Origin of the sequence: Bradyrhizobium sp. LTSPM299 (genome assembly GCF_000938235.1) — a bacterium.
Taxonomy (GTDB): domain Bacteria; phylum Pseudomonadota; class Alphaproteobacteria; order Rhizobiales; family Xanthobacteraceae; genus Bradyrhizobium.
In genome coordinates this window covers 66,387-82,355 of the sequence record NZ_JYMU01000050.1, presented here as the reverse complement: position 1 = coordinate 82,355, position 15,969 = coordinate 66,387, and the positions used below count along the sequence as shown (strand labels likewise).

The window sequence follows — 15,969 nt, the reverse complement described above, 5'->3', positions numbered from 1 at the left end:
ACAATATCGTACCTACGAATCGGGAGCACTTAGCGTAGGTCACCGACGGCTTTTAGTGCCGATCCGAACTACGTTATCAAAGCTTCGAGGATCGCAATAGGCAGCGTCCATTACCCTCGTTCACACTGGAAACATTGAGATCAAGCCAAAAGACCTCAGTTCATGTCTGCAGGACGTATCTGATCTCCTTTATTTGTTGGACGTACTAAGGGGACACGAATGGGCGAAGCAGAACTTGAGTTCCAGTCTGCTCGGCACTCTTGGTTGGTCTCCGTCTAGGCGAACGCGGTTTCTGGTAACGATGCGAATCGGAGACGTTTAACGGATCTCGAAGTGCGAATGCACGGGCGTGTCTGCGTGCGACAAGAACGCAAGGTCTTTCAAGGCTGAAGCTGAAGATTGGCGGTGCCGCCCCAACTGTATGAGCGTCAATTCACCGGACGCCTGGAAGATGCAAGATTCCTCGCCCGTGCCGTTTCACCCCGCCTGCTTGCCATTCGCCGTCCATTCACCCACAATCCGCCAAATGACGGCCTTGGGGGGACGCATGGGGATCGCCGGTTCAAGGAGTTTTTCGTTCGCGCTGATGCTGGTGATGGGAGGAGCGGCTTCGCTGCTCCCGACCGAGAGCAAGGCCTACACCGCCGACCAGCAGCAGGCCTGCACACCCGATGCGTTCCGGCTCTGCAACTCCGAGATCCCCGACGTCGATCGCGTCACGGCCTGCATGATCAGGAACAAGGCGCTGCTTTCACCCCAATGCAAGGCGTTCTTCCGGCCCGATCCCGAGCCGGAGCGAGTTACGGCAGAGCCGGTGAGGCGGCCGGTTGCCGTCAAGCGCAAGCCTGCGAAGCCGCACAAGGCGAAGAAGTCGGCGAAGCCTGTGGCGAGCTGACGCAGGCACGCCAGCGCGCTGGATGACGCCGCGACCATTTCAAGGCCATCGCACGCGACAGACTGACGCCTTGTGATGCTGTCACGCAGCAACATCTTTCCTCTTTGGCTGTTATCAGCCGAACAGACACCGTTCCGCGATGCGCGGGATGGTTGAGGAGAGATGGGGTGAGCGAGTTTTACAGACAGGAGATCGATCGGCATTTTGCCTGGTTCGAAGCCAAGCTGCCGCCGCGACCGGCGCGGTTTGTCGGCTGGCTGCGCAGGCCGTCGTCGCGCTATGTGCGGATTCCGCTCGCGATCCTGCTGATCCTCGGCGGCATTTTCAGCATCCTGCCGGTGCTCGGGCTCTGGATGCTGCCGCTTGGACTCCTTTTGTTCGCGCAGGATGTGCCGTTCCTGCAGAAGCCGGTTGCGCAACTGCTCGGCTGGGTCGAGCGCAAATGGATCGAACGCGACGCGAAACGCGCCGCAAAGCGCGCACGCTGAGTCAAATCAAGTAGTTAGCGGCTTCCATTTGCGGTTGTGTTATGTGCGGAGTGTGACTCAAAAGCCCAAATGTGCCGGTAATCTTGGCTTCTTTGCGGATTGCAAGAGATTTATCTTTCACGAATCAGCGCGCTGATTCATTTTCGGCTTCTGGGGTCAATCTGGAGGCCAAGGTATGAACGTCATTGTTTTCGCGTCGCGTAAGGGGGGCTCGGGAAAAAGTACCCTGGCTGCCCACCTCGCCGCGCAAGTGCACAAGGCAACGAAGCCCTGTTTGCTGATCGACGCAGATCCGCAGGGCTCGCTGACTCTCTGGCATAAGTTGCGCGGCACCAACGAGCCGCCGATCAAGACGGCGGTGAACTCGGTCAGCGGCATCATCGCGCAAGCCAAGCGTGACGGCATCGAGTGGGTGTTCATCGACACGCCGCCGAATCTGTCGGCCGTGGTCGACGACGCGATCAAGAACGCCACCATGGTGATTATTCCGGCGCGGCCCGGCGTGTTCGACGTCAACGCGGTGCAGGAAACCATCCAGAACTGCCGTTCGTCGCGCAAGCCCTATGCTGTCGTGATCAACGGCGCTCCGGCGCAGCGCGACAGCGTCGAAAGCCCGATCGTCGCGATCGCCCGCGAGGCGCTGGCGAAATTCCGCGCGCCGGTGTGGAGCGGCCAGATCACCAACCGCGCCGATCTGTTGATGGCGCTCGGCCACGGCGAAGGCGCCCGTGAATATGATTCGGAAGGCCGCGCCGCCGCCGAGATTAACCGTCTCTGGGCCGCGATCGAACGCTCGATCAAGGCAATCCGCGGCTCGGCATCGGCCTCCGGCGCCATGCACAAGCAGGCGGCGTAACAACGCCGCTGATGCCCGGACTGACAAACGCGCGGGCTCCGCGCGTTTTTTAGTGGCTTGCGAGAGACGGAGTCATTCCGGAGCGATGCGTAGCATCGAATCCGGAATCTCGAGATTCCCCGATGCGCAATTGCGCATCTGAGGTTCACGCTTCGCGTGCCCCGGAATGACGGTGGCGTCACGCCACCATCAGCACGTAGAAAATAATCACCGGCGCCAGGGTCAAGATCACCGACCAGATGCCGACCGCCCACAAAATATCCTGGATCGTAAAGCCCGGCCTGTCGGCAATTCCGGACCCTACGGCAAGCGAACGCTCCTCAAACTTCACGACGCCCCCGCGTTGTTCTTGTCCGTAATGGGAGCAACGATATGCGGTCGGTTTTAAAATCCCGGCCGCAATTTTGCTCGCATTTGACCACAGGTGCTACCGCCGATTAACCACGGCGGGGCCCCGGTCGCCGCGTCAGGCCGCCAGCAAATGATAGGTCATGACCGGCGCGAAGCCGATCAGCAAGGCCCAGATCGCAAACGACGATACAAGCAGCACGTCGTGCACCCGTTGAGCGAGCTCGCTGGATGGATAGCGCGGATTGTGATGGATTTTTGTGATCATTGGTCTCCCCCCAGAGTTGTTTGAGGAGAGAGCAATACGCTGAAAATTTGAAGTTCCGGCTCGCGCCGCCGCTCAACTTGGCTGCGATTCAGTCATCGTGTCTTAACTATCAGCCTTAGCGCGTGCCGCCCTGGTCCCTGATCGCGCCGAGATGCTCGTTGATGCGGAACACGATCAGGATGAACTCGGCGACGATGCGCGAGAACACGATGCCGACGATGACGCTGGCGATCGAGGCGAGCAGCTGGATGAAGCCGACGAACGGGCTGATCGCCATGGTAGAGAGGCTCAGCAGGATGCCGGAAATCCCGAACAGCATGATGACGCCGATCACGAGCCAGTAGAACGTCTTGATGATCGTGGGCGTGATGAAACGGTCCCACTGAAACAGATCCTGGAAATCGAACATCGGTGGTTCTCCCGGCAAGCCGAAATTTGATTCGCGTCTCATCCTACTGCGTCATGCGAGGCTTTATCAGGCCGGCTTTATCAGGCCATCCCGAGGCGCCCGCATCCCCGCGACCGGTCCCCCGAACCGGGCGCCGGCCGGTCAGGGGCGAGCTATGCGAGTGGGCCGGTTGAGATTGCCGCAAATAACGGCCACAATCGGGCTTCCCTCCAGCATATCCTCACCCCATGACCAGTTTGACCTTCGAAGATTTCAAGCCCGGCCGCTTCGGGACGTTTGGCCCGCGCCATGTCACGCGCGAGGACATCCTGGCCTTTGCCGCCGAATACGACCCGCAGCCGATGCATCTCGACGAGGCGGCGGCGCAGAAATCCATGCTCAGGGGCCTGTCCGGCTCGGGTTGGCACCTGGGCTCGCTGATGATGCGGATGCTGTTCGATGGCTTCATCGGCCGCACCGCCTCGCTCGGTTCGCCCGGCGTCAACGAGATGCGCTGGATGGCGCCGCTGCGTCCGGGCGACGATTTGACGCTTGATGTCGATGTCACCGAAGCCCGCGTCTCGAAGAGCCGCCCGGAGACCGGCATCGTGACCTTCAAGGGCACCATCCGCAACGCGCGCGGCGAGGTGCTGTGCGAGATGGAGTCGCCGATCATCGTAGCCCGCCGTGACGGCGTGAGTAGTTAGAGGACGGCATGCGTTTCTTTGAGGACATTGAGATCGGCGACCGGCGCGACTTCGGCTCGTTCACTTTCACCGCCGAGGACATCAAGCGCTTTGCGGCGCAGTTCGATCCGCAGCGGTTCCACCTCGACGAGGAGGAGGGACGCAAGTCGCTGTTCGGCGGGCTCGCAGCTTCCGGCTGGCACGTCGCCGCTGTCTGCATGAAGCTGCTGGTCGCCGACGGCAAGCGGCAATCGGCAGAGGCCGCCGCGCGCGGCGAGACGGTTGCGGTGTGGGGACCTTCGCCGGGCTTCCGCGAACTGCGCTGGATCCGTCCGGTGCTATCGGGCGACACCATCAGCTTCTCCAACCAGGTCGAGACCAAACGGACCTCGTCGAGCCGTCCCGAATGGGGCATTTTGCAGGCGCGCAACACCGGCACCAATCAGCGCGGCGAAATGGCGTTCTCGTTCCTTGCGACCGCCTTCGTGCCGCGGCGCAATCCCGGTTCCTGATGTTGCACGCGCGCATCTGATCTGTTGCACGAACGCCATGGTTAGCGGATTACTTCTACGCACCCCTGCGGTTGTGCATTGCGCGGAAGCTATTTTTTGCTAACGCATTCTGAACCTTTGTCCCTGCCTATGGCTTTTGGGCAAGAACCTCAGGGAAAGAACTTCAGGGTGTGACCATGGCAGATCGCAGCGCGCTGAAACTGGTCGGCTTTATCTTCGCAACGGTGACGCTCGTCGTGATGCTGGCCACCGGCCTCGTCGTGAAAGGCTTCGCCGACGGCAATTATTCGTTCGAGACGACCTCGAGCATCAATCGCTGATTCAGCGTTTGATAAGCATGTCGCCCGACAGCTGATGCGGGCGCTGTCCTAACGGTTCCAGATCAGCACCATCACCACAGTCACGGCCAGCAGCAATCCGACAAACCTGATCATGATCGTTCCGACGCTCTGCTGCGATTGGCGCAGCGGGATGGGATCGGTGTTGTCAGGTCGAACGCTCTGCATGGATTGGGTCCCTAAGACGTGCCGGCCGCCTCGATGCGGCGCCGCTGCTTGGTCGCGGTCTGCGCAATTCAAGTTCAAATCAATGTTGAAAAGTATTGCCCGAGCGGCGTTTCGGGCACGTTAACCGCGGCCATCCGGCGGAAAATAGTCCTGAAACGAAGCCGCCGCCTCCCGTTCCGGGAGAGGCGGCGGATGGCAGTTTTATAACTGTTTTGGATCAGCTGTTGCGCAGGCCGTCGGCGGCACGCTTCCACTGCGAGACGTTGTCGGCGATCATCCGCGTCGACTTCATCGCGGCCTGGCTGAGCTGGGCATAGCCGGAAATCTCGCGCTGCACGCGCTGCCCTTCGGCATGCAGCAGATCGCGCAAGCTCTCGAGTTCGGAGATCAGCTTCTCGATCTCGGCGAGCGAAGTGCCGGCGACGCGCTGGATCAGCGAGTTGACGTTGTTGACGGTGGCGTCGGTGTTCGGCTCGAGCGGCGCGGTCTCCGGGCTTGTTGTCACGGGCGCCCGCCGCAGATAGGCGATGTCGTTGCGCACGAAGTCGCGAATTCCGGCCTCGACTTCGGTGACCGCGGCGAGATTGGTGTCGACCTCGGTGGTCGGTTCAGCATCAATGGTTTCGGAACGGGCGTTCATCGGCTTTCCCCTGTGTCGCGTAGCGCGGCGCGGCTGTCCCCCGCACGACGAATTGATAGTTGGCACGCCCATCAGGGCCGCGGAATTTGGCCGCATCTGGGCCGAGATGCGGCAATGGTTGATCATTCGCGCGACAGGGCTAACAGATCGTTCACCATGTCCGCTTGAAGCCGGCGCTGATGCTCTTGCTGGTCGTGCCCTGCGCGGTCTCGCCGATCGACCCCGACACGGTGACGCCGTCGAGCAGCTTCTGCTCGGCGCCGACCCGGCGCAGCCATTTGTCGTCAAAGGTCGAGGTCTGCCCCGCCGTGATGCTGGTGCCGGTGTCGTTGACGGACAGCTTTGCCGACTGGTCCGCGTCGTAGCTGCGCGTCGGGCGGCTGACGATGCCGGGCACCGGCACCACGCCCTGCTGGGTCATGTTGATGCCGTTCTGCAGCGTGACCGAATACCCGTCCGACAGCGGCACCTGTTTGCTCAAGGAAGTGCCGATCTTGCTCTGATCGGCGCCCGGGTCGACGCGAGCCTCGACCGAGGTCTTGTCCCAAACCGAAGCCACGCCGGGCGCGCTAATCGAGGCCCAGGCCGAGCCGCCGGATTGCGGCAGGCTGCCGCCATTGGCGAGCCGTTCCGACAATTGCTCCGACGTCGTCGTGCCTTGCCTTGCGACCGTCATGTCGGCACCCACACGCGTATCGAGGAACGGCGAGACCGACTGCTTGACCGACACCGCCGACGTGCCGTTGCCATTGAGGTTGGACGACCAGGCCGGATTGCCGCCCGCGCCGCCATTGGCCTTGGCCGCGCCCTTCGGCGCCAGCACCGGCAGGGTCGTCGGATCGGTGTTGAGCTGGCTCCAGTCGAGCTTGCTCTCGTCGATATCCTTCAGGATGTCGACGTCATTGGCATCGGCCGCGGTCTCTGCCGGCGGCGCTGCCTCTTCGGTCGCCTCGTCAGCCCCGTCTTTGCCAGGAGGCGTCTGCGCGGCGGCCGAAAACGCTATAGCCAGCATCAAAGCGGCCGCCAGCATTGGCAGCCTTGTCCAGCCAAGCAGCCTTGCCCAGCCAAATCGTGATGCGAAAATCATTCCCAGCCCGCGAATTCCAGCGTCGTAATTTGCTGATGTCGTGGTGCAATATTATGGCGGCTGAACCCTAAGAACAATGGGTCGCCATGTCCGGGCAGGGGCGCGTTGTCGCGCCGGATGCCCCGTGCCCTTGCAGCCCTTCCCGGGGCTGGCAAAGACGAGCCGCAGGGGACGGGGGAATGCCCGGACATGGCGAAGCTGGAGAGATCGTTGAGCGTTACACCGCCATGCGCGGCAGATGGATCGGATAGCCCACGGTCTGTTCGACGAGGTCGAAGGTGTCGACCAGCACGCGGAAGCTGGTCAGCTTGCTGGCCCTGAATTGCGCGAAATGCGCGATCCGCAGCGAGATCGGCTTGTTGGAGTCGAGCGCGGTCAGCGAATAGCGCATCATCGAGGACGCCGAGTCGACGCCCAGCATGATCGACTCGCGGTCGAAGCGGTGGACCCGCACGTTCTCGCCGATCTGCCGGATCACCTCGAGCACGGCTTCCTTGCCGCGGCGCGCGCCGAAGAAGGGAAACATGTCGATCGGTCCATAGATCGCCCAGTCGACCTCGTCGTCGAGCAGGGGCTCAAGGTCATCAAGCTGGCGTTCGTTGATCGCGCGATGCAATGCGCGCGAGAAACGCCAGAGGCTGTGCTCTGTCATTTTTGGTGGTTCCTGAAACTGGATTTCGAGACAGCAACGGGCTTGCGGCGTCAGCGCCGACGCCATGCCAGGTTGCTGCATTTCGCTATTATGCCCTCAAATAGGGCAGATCGGCCAAAACGCAATTGCGAATTTTGCATTGCACAATTGCGCGGAATTTTACCGGAATGTGACAGATGCCCGGTTTTCACCGCTTTTCAGCGGTCGCGCTGCCGGAGCGGCTCCCGCTCGATCGCGATCTCAGTGTCCCGAATCGCGATCACCGCGAACAGCAGGGCGCCACCGATGCCCCCGATCGCGGCCCCCAGCGGCATGAAGGTAAAGAACACCAGCATGCCGCTATAGCCTTCAAAATCCGTGGTTTTGAAGATTTCGACCCAGGCGAGCCCGGCCCCGATGCCCAGCGCCGCTCCGCCGAGGGCGCCCAATGCAAGGCCAAGCAGCGCCAGCAACGCGATCTTCATGGTGGTTTCAGTTCCGACGCCCGTAGCAGGCCCTGTGGTAGGTCGGCGTCGGGTCGATCAGGTTCAAAGCCGGTGCGCGAATTCGCGCGCGAACGGCGGCCCGACCGTGACGGGTGGCGGGCTTGTTCCGCACCACTAGACAACAGGTCGCTCCGGAGATGGATAATTGTTCTTACCATCTCCGAAGCTGTTTCACGGCCAGCCAGAACGCGCCTCCCGGATCACGCCAGCTCAATGATGAGTTTGGCGAGAGCGTCAGGCTGTGAGAAGAACGAGGAATGACTGGTTTTGAGAGAAGCCACTGTTGCGCCTGGCACATCGCGCATCATGAGACGTTGCGTTTCGATAGGAATGGCCTTGTCCTCGGTGCATTCGATATAGACGCGAGGAATGCCGCCGAAGCGCTTTGACGTGATCGTCGAAACCGTCTGGTCCGGAACGGTGCTGGTGATCGGCAGGACGTTTTTTGCCGCGATATCGAGATCGTGTTCGCTGCAATCGGCATAGAACGCGGCCTTTAAAAGGGCCCGCTGCGTGAGATCGAGTTTAAGGCCGCGGCCATCGTTGACCTGCGATGCGACCTGAAACAGCTCCTTGGCCGCCGGGATCTTGAGATTGAGAAGCACGTAGTCAAGCGCCTTCTTGCCCTTCGGCGCCATGAAGGCCGTCAGGTAGATCAGCTTTGAAATCTTCTCGGGATATTTCTCCGCGAGGTATGTCAGCGTGACGCCCCCCATGCTGTGCCCGACCAGTACGACTTTCTCGCTGGAGTTCTTGAGGATCGCCTCGACCGGCTGGGCATATTCCTCGATCGACTTGAAGCCGTCGTAGGGCGTTGGATCATACCCATGCGAGGTAAGGTCGGGGGTTGCGACGGGATAGCCTGCGAGTGCCAGGCGATCGGCGACCTTCTGGAAGCACCCACCCCAGTGCCACGACCCGTGGACCATGATGACTTTCGGCTTTGGTTTGGTTGCGGCTCGCGCCCGGGGGGCGGCGACGGCGGTGAGGATGGCGGCGGCGGTTGCGGCTTGAAACAACTGGCGACGTTGCATGACATTCCTCCGATCAAGAGCGATTGTTTGTACACAAACAATAGACGGTTGTTTGTGTGCAAACGATATGCCAGCCGTTCGTACACGAATGATTTTCGAAAATGGAAATGGGACGGACAAGCAATCGCTGTATGCGACGCGGCCAAGCGGCGGCCCATCCAGATGGGTCACTAAGAGTTTGAATTGTTTGTATTTTTGATCCAACCGCGAGGCGGATAGGCAAGAAGGCGGATTTTGGCCGGGCCAATAGAAAGCGTATCCGTGTGCAGCGCTTGTTGGATTTGCCTTGACCGACATGGGATCGTTTCCGGCCCAAGCTGCACAAAATCTACGCTCGCCGTGATCAAGCAAATTGCCGGGTCCGGAATATCGGATAGATCGCAAAAGGACCGGCCCGGTCGACGGAGACCCCGCGCCCGCAATTAGCGAACGCCCCTCTCGCTCGTCAGCAGCACCGCGACGTCCCGCTCCAGCACCTGCTGGACCAGGTCAAAGGTGTCGATGATCTCGCGGATCTCGGCGATCTGGCCGTCGCGCATGGTGTAGAACACGGCGACGTCGAACTGCACCATCCGCGCATTGTCGCGCTTGCGGAGGAAGACGCGGAGCTGGGCCGCGATTTTGTCGCCCTCGCAGACCAGGTTCTGCGCCTCGTAGCGCATGTCGGAATAGTGGGTGTGGATGGTGGTCCACATCTGGCGCAGCGCCGCCTTGCCGCGGTGCTGGCCCATATGCGGCAGAATGTCGATCGGGGCATTGGCCAAGAACGCGATGTCGTCGGTGCAGCGATCGAGCGCGCCCTCGATGCCGCCGGCATAATAGACGTCGAGGAAGTTCAGCACGCGCTGTCGGTTGAGATCCTCGCCCATCGTCGACTCCGCCGGTTTCCCCGACCCGCCCCGGGGTCGCGCTTGCGATCCCCATTACACATTGTGGACGGAACTGGCCCACGATCAACCGGCAAGTGGTAGTTTGATTTTGACGCCGCAGGCCGCGATTTGGTTCAGCAACCATGGCGTGCAAGCACGGCTGTCATGCGCGAACAAACCGGATGGCGCGAAGGCTCAGGCAACCGCGGAGCGGCCGGATTATTCCATGCCCCGCGGCAGCCAAATCTTTGTTCCGCGGCCTTGCCGGGACCCTTCCGGCACGTATCCTCAGCACCGGGAAGGCGGCCGCACAGAGCCGCCGCAATGGGGAGAGACCAATGATTCGCATCGCCCACCTCGCCGTGGCAGCATTCCTGCTCGCCGGCCCGGCTTCGCTGTTGCCTGCTTTCGCGCATACACCGCAGCAACCGCCGCACCAGCTCTATAATGAGGGCGACCTCAGGCTCGAGAGCGGCGAGGCGATCAAGGATTTTTCGATCTCCTACGTCACCCACGGCACGCTGAACGCCAAGAAGTCGAACGCCATCCTGATGGTGACGGCGATCTCGGGCAATCATCACCGGCTCGATTTCATGATCGGCCCGGGCAAGGCGCTCGACACCGACAAATATTTCATCGTCTGCACCGATGCGATCGGCAACGGGTTCACGACCTCGCCGAGCAATTCGAAGGCGCAGCCGCGGATGCAGTTTCCGAAATTCGTGCTCCGCGACATGGTGGAATCGCAGTGGCGGCTGATGAAGGAGAAGCTCGGCATCGATCATGTCGTTGCGGTGATCGGCCCGTCGATGGGCGGCATGCAGGCGCTGCAATGGGGCGTCAGCCATCCGGATTACATGGATGCGCTGGTCGCGATCGTGCCGCTGTCGAAGACGCCGGCCTGGTCGGTCGCGGTGATGGAGGCCTCGCGCAAGGCGATCATGAACGATCCGGCATGGCAGGACGGCAATTACACCGCGCCGCCCGAGAAGGGCGTGCGGCTGTTCCGCGACATCGTCGCGCTGCTCGCGGCGCGCACGCCCGACATGTATGCCGCGCAGTTCAAGAGCGGCCCCGACGTGGTGCCGTGGATGGAGCAGCAGGAGGCCGCGCTGCTGCCGCTGTTCGACGCCAATGACTGGATCTACCAGAGCTGGGCCTATGACCGGCACGATGTCGGCACCACGCCGGGCTTCGGCGGCGACACCGCGAAGGCGCTGGCCGCGATCAAGGCGAAGACGCTGATCCTCACCGGCACCAAGGACCTGCTCAATCCCGACTTCGAGCCGAAGGAGATGGGCAAGAACATTGCCGGCGTGACGATCAAGACGATCAGCCCCGGCAGCGTCACCGGCCATGCCTCGGCCGGCGGCTTCTTCCCGGCGGACGTCGAGTTTCTCAACCGCGAGACCGGCGCGTTTCTCGGCGGCGTGACGGATGGTGGCAAGAAGCTGGATTGAGCGGCGGCGAAGCAGATGGAACCGGCAGGGCAGTTGGGCCGTTGATGCGGCAGGATTCCATCGGAGCCGTATCATGAGATCAGTTCTTCTTGCTTCCGCCATTGCCGTCATTGCGTTCACCGCCGCGTCTCCCGTCGATGCCAAGGGCTGCATCAAGGGCGCCGTCGTCGGCGGCGTCGCCGGCCACTATGCCGGCCATCACGGCGTGCTCGGCGCCGCCGCCGGCTGCCTCTACGGCCGCCATCACGCCAAGGAGCAGGCCCGCCAGCAACAGCAGCCTCAAGCCCAGCCGGCGCAGCAGGACAAGCTGTAGTTCTCGCGTCATTGCGAGCCAACGGGTCGCGCGAATGCGCGCCCGATGACAGGCTCCGCGAAGCAATCCATCGCTCCACATGCGCGGAGCGATGGATTGCTTCGTCGCTTCGCTCCTCGCAATGACGAGGTGAGAATTGGATTCAATTTTCCAGCCGCAATCTACGCTGTCGTCGCCCGGCTCGTCCGGGCGATCCAGTATTCCAGAGACATTCATTGTTGAGCCGATAGGCCGCGGCGTACTGGGTCGCCCGGTCCATGTGCGCAATTGCGCACAGGCCGGGCGATGACACTGTGGATGGGGACGCAGCTTCTCATCCCCGCGACATGATTTGCCCGAGCTTTACTTTTCGTTTCACCCTCTGAATCAAGAGGGCGCAGGGAATGCCGGGTGCACGCTGCACCCGCGGTCTCGTGTGCCAAGGTAGAAAACAAAGCGCACACGAGCATACAGGTTCAGCGGAGGCACTCCGGCATTCCCTGCGCGATGGGTTACGGCTTATACGTGCTCCCCGGCGAAACCGGGCTTTTTTGTCACCGTCATCAGCAAGAAGCATTTGCCTCCTGCCAATTTTCAACCTGCCTTAGGGGCTCGGACCACACGACTTCACCGTCCGCCTCATGCGCTCTCGTCAGCTGCGCAATCGGCGTCCACCGCATCCCACCGCGCGTTCGTGACGTGCGCACGCCCCTCTTATCGGGTGAGACAGCCGGATTCATACACTGAGTTGATCTTCTGATAAAGCGAAATGTTTTCTCTTGAGGGCGTTGACAGGTTTTCGGCTGAGTTGCCCGTCGTGTTGATTTTGTCACAGACCCAGAACCGTAGGATGGGTGGAGCGCAGCGATACCCATCGTGTCGCGCGGAAATAGATCGATGGGTTTCGCTCCGCTCTACCCATCCTACGCGGCGTCGGGCCGCTTCGCGTCCCGCAATGGCGGATGTGACGCGCGTCACGGCATTCTTCAGCCGGCCGCGGCAGAGTAGCCGCGTCATCAGACAGGAACGCCGCCATGAACGCCATCACTGCACCGAAATCATCAGCGCAGAACCGGCTCGAAGGCTTTGCGCTGACCGCCATCTTCCAGGGCCTGCCAACATTTGCCGCCGCCGTGCTGATGCTCAAGGTCGTCGGCGCCGCGATCTTCGTCGTGCTCGCCGCGCTGGTCTATGCCGCCGTCACGCCCTGGCTGGTTTCGAAATTCCCAATCCTGTTCCGGAAGGCCTCCGAGCCGGTGTTCTTCGACGCCAACCTGTCTGTCTCAGACAAGGTCGCGCAGTGGCTGAAACAGCCGCAGGTCTCGCTGCAGTTGGTGACGACGGTGATCATGCTGTCGCTGCTGGCGGTGGCGGTCGCCAGCATGGGCTAACCCCGAGCGGAGATTGGTGAATTTGCGTGAGGTCGTCAGCGTGTCGAAGATGATCTCGAGTTCGTCGGTGACGGCGATGCCGACGACCGCCGCCTGCGGCGCGCCGTCATGAACGGTGCTGACCACCGCGAGCCGGTGCTTCCGCAGGAACGCGAGAAACTCGGCGCGCGTCATGGCTCACCGCTTCTTCCATCCGCCCCGATGCCCCGGAGCGCCGCCGCTGGAGCGCGGGGCTGGGCCGAACTCCGGTCCCGACTGCCGCGAGTCGGTGGGCTGGATGATCCGGCTGGTGCTGCCGAATGGTTTTGCGGGCAGCGCGCCGCCGTCTCGGAAGGGCAGGGATTCCGGGCCGTGCATTTCGTCGAGATCGGGCTTGTGAACCCTTGAGCCGGACTTGCCGCCGCGGCTTGCCTTGACTGATGTCGCCGCGGCCTTGTTCTTCAGCGCGCTGACCGGCAGGTTCGCAGCCTCGCCGTATTTCTTGGTGCCGGCATAGGCGCCGGCCTTGCCCTGCACCGTGCGCTGTTTCGCGGTGGGGTCGTCGACTACGGCCAGTTCGGTGGCGCGCAAGCGCTTGACTTCGTCGCGCAGGCGGGCGGCTTCCTCGAAGTTCAAATCGGCGGCGGCTTCTCGCATCCGTGTTTCGAGGTCGCCCAGCACGGCCTCGAAATTGTGGCCGATGCTGATGACGTCGTCGGCCATGCCGCCGTCGCCGATCTCGACCAGCACATGGTCGCGCTCGTAGACGCTGTTCATGATGTCGCCAATGGACTTCTTGATGCTCTCCGGCGTGATGCCATGCTCGGTATTGTATTCGACCTGCTTCTCGCGGCGGCGGTCGGTCTCGGCGATCGCGCGCTCCATCGAGCCCGTGATGTGGTCGGCATAGAGGATCACCTTGCCGTCGACGTTGCGCGCGGCGCGGCCGATGGTCTGGATCAGCGAGGTCTCGCTGCGCAAAAAGCCCTCCTTGTCGGCGTCGAGGATCGCAACCAGCGCGCATTCGGGAATGTCGAGGCCCTCGCGCAGCAAGTTGATGCCGACCAGCGCGTCGAACGCACCCAAGCGAAGATCGCGGATGATCTCGATACGCTCGATGGTGTCGATGTCAGAGTGCATGTAGCGGACGCGGATGCCCTGCTCATGCAGATATTCGGTGAGGTCCTCCGCCATCCGCTTCGTCAGCACCGTGACTAGGCTGCGGTAGCCGGCCTGCGCTGTGGCGCGGACTTCGCCGACGAGATCGTCGACCTGGGTGCGCGCCGGGCGGATGTTAACGGGAGGATCGATCAGCCCGGTGGGGCGGATCACCTGCTCGACGAACACGCCGCCGGCCTCGTTGATCTCCCAGCCGCTCGGCGTCGCCGACACCGCGACCGTCTGCGGCCGCATCATGTCCCATTCCTCGAAGCGGAGCGGGCGGTTGTCCATGCAGGAGGGCAGACGAAATCCGTATTCGGCCAAGGTCGCCTTGCGGCGGAAGTCGCCTTTGAACATGCCGCCGATCTGCGGCACGGTGACGTGGCTCTCGTCGGCGAACACCAGCGCATTGTCGGGCACATACTCGAACAGCGTCGGCGGCGGCTCGCCGGGGCGGCGGCCCGTCAAATAGCGCGAATAGTTCTCGATGCCGGCGCAGCTTCCGGTCGCTTCCATCATCTCCAGGTCGAAGGTGGTGCGCTGCTCCAGCCGCTGCGCCTCCAGCAGGCGGCCCTGATTGTTCAGTTCGTCGAGCCGAAGCTTGAGTTCAGACTTGATCGACTTGATCGCCTGCACCAAGGTCGGCCGCGGCGTCACATAGTGCGAATTGGCGTAGATCTTGATGAATTCGAGCTCGTCCTGCTTGTGGCCGGTGAGCGGATCGAACTCCTCGATAGTCTCCACGGTGTCGCCGAACAGGTTCACGCGCCAGGCGCGGTCCTCATAGTGCGCCGGGAAGATGTCGATGACGTCGCCACGGACGCGGAAGGTGCCGCGGGTGAAATCGGCCTGGGTGCGTTTGTACTGGAGCGCCACGAGATCGGCGATCAATTGCCGTTGGTCGATGCGCTCGCCCTTCTTCAGCGCAAACGTCATCGCGGTGTAGGTCTCGACCGAGCCGATACCGTAGATGCAGGACACCGAGGCGACGATGATGACGTCGTCGCGCTCCAGCAGGGCGCGGGTGGCCGAATGGCGCATGCGGTCGATCTGTTCGTTGATCGACGAATCCTTCTCGATATAGGTGTCGGTCCGCGGCACATAGGCCTCGGGCTGGTAGTAGTCGTAATAGCTGACGAAATACTCGACGGCGTTGTCGGGGAAGAAGCTCTTGAACTCGCCATAGAGCTGCGCGGCCAGCGTCTTGTTCGGCGCCAGGATGATGGCGGGCCGCTGCGTCGCCTCGATCACCTGGGCCATGGTGTAGGTCTTGCCCGAGCCGGTGACGCCGAGCAGCACCTGGGTGCGGTCGTTGCGTTTGATGCCCTCGACCAGTTCGGCGATCGCGGTCGGCTGGTCGCCCTTCGGCTCGTAGGACGACTTGATCTCGAAGCGGACGCCGCCCTCGGATTTCTCCGGGCGTGGCGGCCGGTGCGGCGTCCACACCTGCGTCGAGCCGTCATCCTTGCGGAACTCGGGCCGTCCCTCGCGGATCAGGTCCTCCAGCGCGTCTGCGGTCGCCTTGACGCCGAACGCCTCCATCTTGCTGCGCGGCGGCCGCGCCAGCGACTCGTCGTCGTCCTCGGCGGTCGGCAGGCCGAGCTGCCGCGCCAGTTCGGGATCGAGCGTCGGGATCGTCGCCGAGGTGCCGTAATTGGCCTGGGGAGCCTCGTCGAAACCGGCGGCATCGCGCTTGGCGACGTCCTCGCCGGTGTCGCGCGTCGACGCCCGCGCGCGATGCGCGGCGGCCTCGCCGCCGGCGCGGCGATCCCAGGAATTGTCCGGCGGCGGCTGCAATCCGGTGCCGGAGCCCATGCCGGCGTCGCCGCGGTTGATCGCGGGATTCAGCAGCTCAGCCAGCGCCGGCCCGATCGGTTGGACGTCGGGCCGCGACGCCTTGGAACTTTGGGCTTTCGATTTAGGGGTTTTGCCGGGTTTTTTCGGAGTGCTTGGTGTCTTCGCCATGCCCCGA

The 15,969-nt window shown here is 62.4% G+C and carries 21 protein-coding genes; 9 read left to right on the top strand and 12 right to left on the bottom strand.

The window, feature by feature from the left end; all coding sequences use genetic code 11:
- Positions 1–547: 547 nt before the first annotated feature.
- The 3 genes from UP10_RS26700 to UP10_RS26690 all read left to right on the top strand — a co-directional run bounded on the left by UP10_RS26700 (position 548) and on the right by UP10_RS26690 (position 2,239).
- Entirely contained in the window at positions 548–895 is a 348-nt protein-coding gene (locus tag UP10_RS26700; RefSeq protein WP_349643978.1) for a hypothetical protein, read from the top strand.
- A 167-nt stretch (positions 896–1,062) separates the two neighbouring features.
- The gene (locus UP10_RS26695) at positions 1,063–1,383 is read left to right on the top strand and encodes a hypothetical protein (protein ID WP_044590214.1); all 321 of its coding nucleotides are present in this window, start codon (positions 1,063–1,065) and stop codon (positions 1,381–1,383) included.
- 175 nt (positions 1,384–1,558) lie between these two features.
- Positions 1,559–2,239: an AAA family ATPase gene (locus UP10_RS26690; protein ID WP_044539419.1), complete on the top strand. Its 681-nt coding sequence runs from the start codon at positions 1,559–1,561 to the stop codon at positions 2,237–2,239.
- A 178-nt stretch (positions 2,240–2,417) separates the two neighbouring features.
- Here the strand turns inward: UP10_RS26690 and UP10_RS44570 are convergent, their stop codons facing one another.
- The 3 genes from UP10_RS44570 to UP10_RS26685 form a co-directional block, all read right to left on the bottom strand.
- Positions 2,418–2,570, bottom strand: coding sequence for a hypothetical protein (locus UP10_RS44570; RefSeq protein WP_156180262.1), 153 nt, complete (start codon positions 2,568–2,570; stop codon positions 2,418–2,420).
- Between the two features lie 135 nt (positions 2,571–2,705).
- Entirely contained in the window at positions 2,706–2,855 is a 150-nt protein-coding gene (locus tag UP10_RS44565) for a hypothetical protein (RefSeq protein ID WP_156180260.1), read from the bottom strand.
- Between the two features lie 115 nt (positions 2,856–2,970).
- Positions 2,971–3,264 carry a DUF4282 domain-containing protein gene (locus tag UP10_RS26685; protein WP_044539418.1) on the bottom strand — a complete coding sequence of 98 codons (294 nt, stop codon included), beginning with the start codon at positions 3,262–3,264 and terminating at the stop codon, positions 2,971–2,973.
- A gap of 227 nt (positions 3,265–3,491) precedes the next feature.
- Between UP10_RS26685 and UP10_RS26680 the strand changes: the two genes are divergently transcribed.
- The 3 genes from UP10_RS26680 to UP10_RS45430 all read left to right on the top strand — a co-directional run bounded on the left by UP10_RS26680 (position 3,492) and on the right by UP10_RS45430 (position 4,761).
- The gene (locus UP10_RS26680) at positions 3,492–3,950 is read left to right on the top strand and encodes a MaoC family dehydratase (RefSeq protein ID WP_044590213.1); all 459 of its coding nucleotides are present in this window, start codon (positions 3,492–3,494) and stop codon (positions 3,948–3,950) included.
- An 8-nt stretch (positions 3,951–3,958) separates the two neighbouring features.
- Complete coding sequence (locus UP10_RS26675) at positions 3,959–4,441, top strand: MaoC family dehydratase (RefSeq protein WP_044590212.1); 483 nt, start codon at positions 3,959–3,961, stop codon at positions 4,439–4,441.
- A 176-nt stretch (positions 4,442–4,617) separates the two neighbouring features.
- Positions 4,618–4,761 carry a hypothetical protein gene (locus UP10_RS45430; RefSeq protein ID WP_044590211.1) on the top strand — a complete coding sequence of 48 codons (144 nt, stop codon included), beginning with the start codon at positions 4,618–4,620 and terminating at the stop codon, positions 4,759–4,761.
- Between the two features lie 48 nt (positions 4,762–4,809).
- Here the strand turns inward: UP10_RS45430 and UP10_RS45425 are convergent, their stop codons facing one another.
- From UP10_RS45425 to UP10_RS26640, 7 genes are all read right to left on the bottom strand, one after another.
- On the bottom strand, positions 4,810–4,947 hold the full coding sequence (locus UP10_RS45425; protein WP_197082685.1) for a hypothetical protein: 138 nt from the start codon (positions 4,945–4,947) through the stop codon (positions 4,810–4,812).
- Between the two features lie 217 nt (positions 4,948–5,164).
- Positions 5,165–5,587, bottom strand: coding sequence for a hypothetical protein (locus UP10_RS26665; protein WP_044590210.1), 423 nt, complete (start codon positions 5,585–5,587; stop codon positions 5,165–5,167).
- Positions 5,588–5,738: 151 nt separating this feature from the next.
- The gene (locus tag UP10_RS26660) at positions 5,739–6,617 is read right to left on the bottom strand and encodes a hypothetical protein (RefSeq protein ID WP_044590209.1); all 879 of its coding nucleotides are present in this window, start codon (positions 6,615–6,617) and stop codon (positions 5,739–5,741) included.
- 274 nt (positions 6,618–6,891) lie between these two features.
- Entirely contained in the window at positions 6,892–7,326 is a 435-nt protein-coding gene (locus UP10_RS26655) for a nuclear transport factor 2 family protein (RefSeq protein ID WP_044539412.1), read from the bottom strand.
- 197 nt (positions 7,327–7,523) lie between these two features.
- A complete protein-coding gene (locus UP10_RS26650; RefSeq protein ID WP_044590208.1) occupies positions 7,524–7,790 on the bottom strand; it encodes a hypothetical protein in 267 nt (88 codons plus the stop codon).
- A gap of 221 nt (positions 7,791–8,011) precedes the next feature.
- Positions 8,012–9,142, bottom strand: a complete 1,131-nt coding sequence (locus UP10_RS43270) for an alpha/beta fold hydrolase (protein ID WP_082077266.1) — start codon at positions 9,140–9,142, stop codon at positions 8,012–8,014.
- Positions 9,143–9,267: 125 nt separating this feature from the next.
- Positions 9,268–9,714 carry a nuclear transport factor 2 family protein gene (locus tag UP10_RS26640; protein WP_044590207.1) on the bottom strand — a complete coding sequence of 149 codons (447 nt, stop codon included), beginning with the start codon at positions 9,712–9,714 and terminating at the stop codon, positions 9,268–9,270.
- Between the two features lie 338 nt (positions 9,715–10,052).
- On the opposite strand from UP10_RS26640, the gene UP10_RS26635 reads away from it, so the two are divergent.
- The 3 genes from UP10_RS26635 to UP10_RS26625 all read left to right on the top strand — a co-directional run bounded on the left by UP10_RS26635 (position 10,053) and on the right by UP10_RS26625 (position 12,857).
- Entirely contained in the window at positions 10,053–11,174 is a 1,122-nt protein-coding gene (locus UP10_RS26635) for an alpha/beta fold hydrolase (protein ID WP_044590206.1), read from the top strand.
- 73 nt (positions 11,175–11,247) lie between these two features.
- Entirely contained in the window at positions 11,248–11,487 is a 240-nt protein-coding gene (locus UP10_RS26630; protein WP_044590205.1) for a hypothetical protein, read from the top strand.
- A 1,013-nt stretch (positions 11,488–12,500) separates the two neighbouring features.
- Positions 12,501–12,857, top strand: coding sequence for a hypothetical protein (locus UP10_RS26625; RefSeq protein ID WP_044590204.1), 357 nt, complete (start codon positions 12,501–12,503; stop codon positions 12,855–12,857).
- Here UP10_RS26625 and UP10_RS43265 read toward each other — a convergent pair.
- On the bottom strand, positions 12,750–13,031 hold the full coding sequence (locus UP10_RS43265) for a pyridoxamine 5'-phosphate oxidase family protein (RefSeq protein WP_082077265.1): 282 nt from the start codon (positions 13,029–13,031) through the stop codon (positions 12,750–12,752). The genes UP10_RS26625 and UP10_RS43265 overlap by 108 nt on opposite strands.
- Positions 13,032–13,034: 3 nt before the next feature.
- A complete protein-coding gene (uvrB, locus tag UP10_RS26620; RefSeq protein WP_082077264.1) occupies positions 13,035–15,962 on the bottom strand; it encodes an excinuclease ABC subunit UvrB in 2,928 nt (975 codons plus the stop codon).
- Positions 15,963–15,969: the final 7 nt, after the last annotated feature.

Excerpts from the sequence above, each read along its gene's own strand:
- UP10_RS43270 (WP_082077266.1), bottom strand. The coding sequence starts at position 9,142 with ATGTCGGTCAAGGCAAATCCAACAAGCGCTGCACACGGATACGCTTTC.
- UP10_RS26640 (WP_044590207.1), bottom strand. The coding sequence starts at position 9,714 with ATGGGCGAGGATCTCAACCGACAGCGCGTGCTGAACTTCCTCGACGTC.
- UP10_RS45425 (WP_197082685.1), bottom strand. The coding sequence starts at position 4,947 with ATGCAGAGCGTTCGACCTGACAACACCGATCCCATCCCGCTGCGCCAA.
- UP10_RS26690 (WP_044539419.1), top strand. The coding sequence starts at position 1,559 with ATGAACGTCATTGTTTTCGCGTCGCGTAAGGGGGGCTCGGGAAAAAGT.
- UP10_RS44565 (WP_156180260.1), bottom strand. The coding sequence starts at position 2,855 with ATGATCACAAAAATCCATCACAATCCGCGCTATCCATCCAGCGAGCTC.
- UP10_RS26685 (WP_044539418.1), bottom strand. The coding sequence starts at position 3,264 with ATGTTCGATTTCCAGGATCTGTTTCAGTGGGACCGTTTCATCACGCCC.
- UP10_RS43265 (WP_082077265.1), bottom strand. The coding sequence starts at position 13,031 with ATGACGCGCGCCGAGTTTCTCGCGTTCCTGCGGAAGCACCGGCTCGCG.
- UP10_RS26655 (WP_044539412.1), bottom strand. The coding sequence starts at position 7,326 with ATGACAGAGCACAGCCTCTGGCGTTTCTCGCGCGCATTGCATCGCGCG.
- UP10_RS26625 (WP_044590204.1), top strand. The coding sequence starts at position 12,501 with ATGAACGCCATCACTGCACCGAAATCATCAGCGCAGAACCGGCTCGAA.
- UP10_RS26650 (WP_044590208.1), bottom strand. The coding sequence starts at position 7,790 with ATGAAGATCGCGTTGCTGGCGCTGCTTGGCCTTGCATTGGGCGCCCTC.
- UP10_RS26635 (WP_044590206.1), top strand. The coding sequence starts at position 10,053 with ATGATTCGCATCGCCCACCTCGCCGTGGCAGCATTCCTGCTCGCCGGC.
- UP10_RS26665 (WP_044590210.1), bottom strand. The coding sequence starts at position 5,587 with ATGAACGCCCGTTCCGAAACCATTGATGCTGAACCGACCACCGAGGTC.
- UP10_RS45430 (WP_044590211.1), top strand. The coding sequence starts at position 4,618 with ATGGCAGATCGCAGCGCGCTGAAACTGGTCGGCTTTATCTTCGCAACG.
- UP10_RS26660 (WP_044590209.1), bottom strand. The coding sequence starts at position 6,617 with ATGCTGGCGGCCGCTTTGATGCTGGCTATAGCGTTTTCGGCCGCCGCG.
- uvrB (WP_082077264.1), bottom strand. The coding sequence starts at position 15,962 with ATGGCGAAGACACCAAGCACTCCGAAAAAACCCGGCAAAACCCCTAAA.
- UP10_RS26630 (WP_044590205.1), top strand. The coding sequence starts at position 11,248 with ATGAGATCAGTTCTTCTTGCTTCCGCCATTGCCGTCATTGCGTTCACC.
- UP10_RS26700 (WP_349643978.1), top strand. The coding sequence starts at position 548 with ATGGGGATCGCCGGTTCAAGGAGTTTTTCGTTCGCGCTGATGCTGGTG.
- UP10_RS26675 (WP_044590212.1), top strand. The coding sequence starts at position 3,959 with ATGCGTTTCTTTGAGGACATTGAGATCGGCGACCGGCGCGACTTCGGC.
- UP10_RS26680 (WP_044590213.1), top strand. The coding sequence starts at position 3,492 with ATGACCAGTTTGACCTTCGAAGATTTCAAGCCCGGCCGCTTCGGGACG.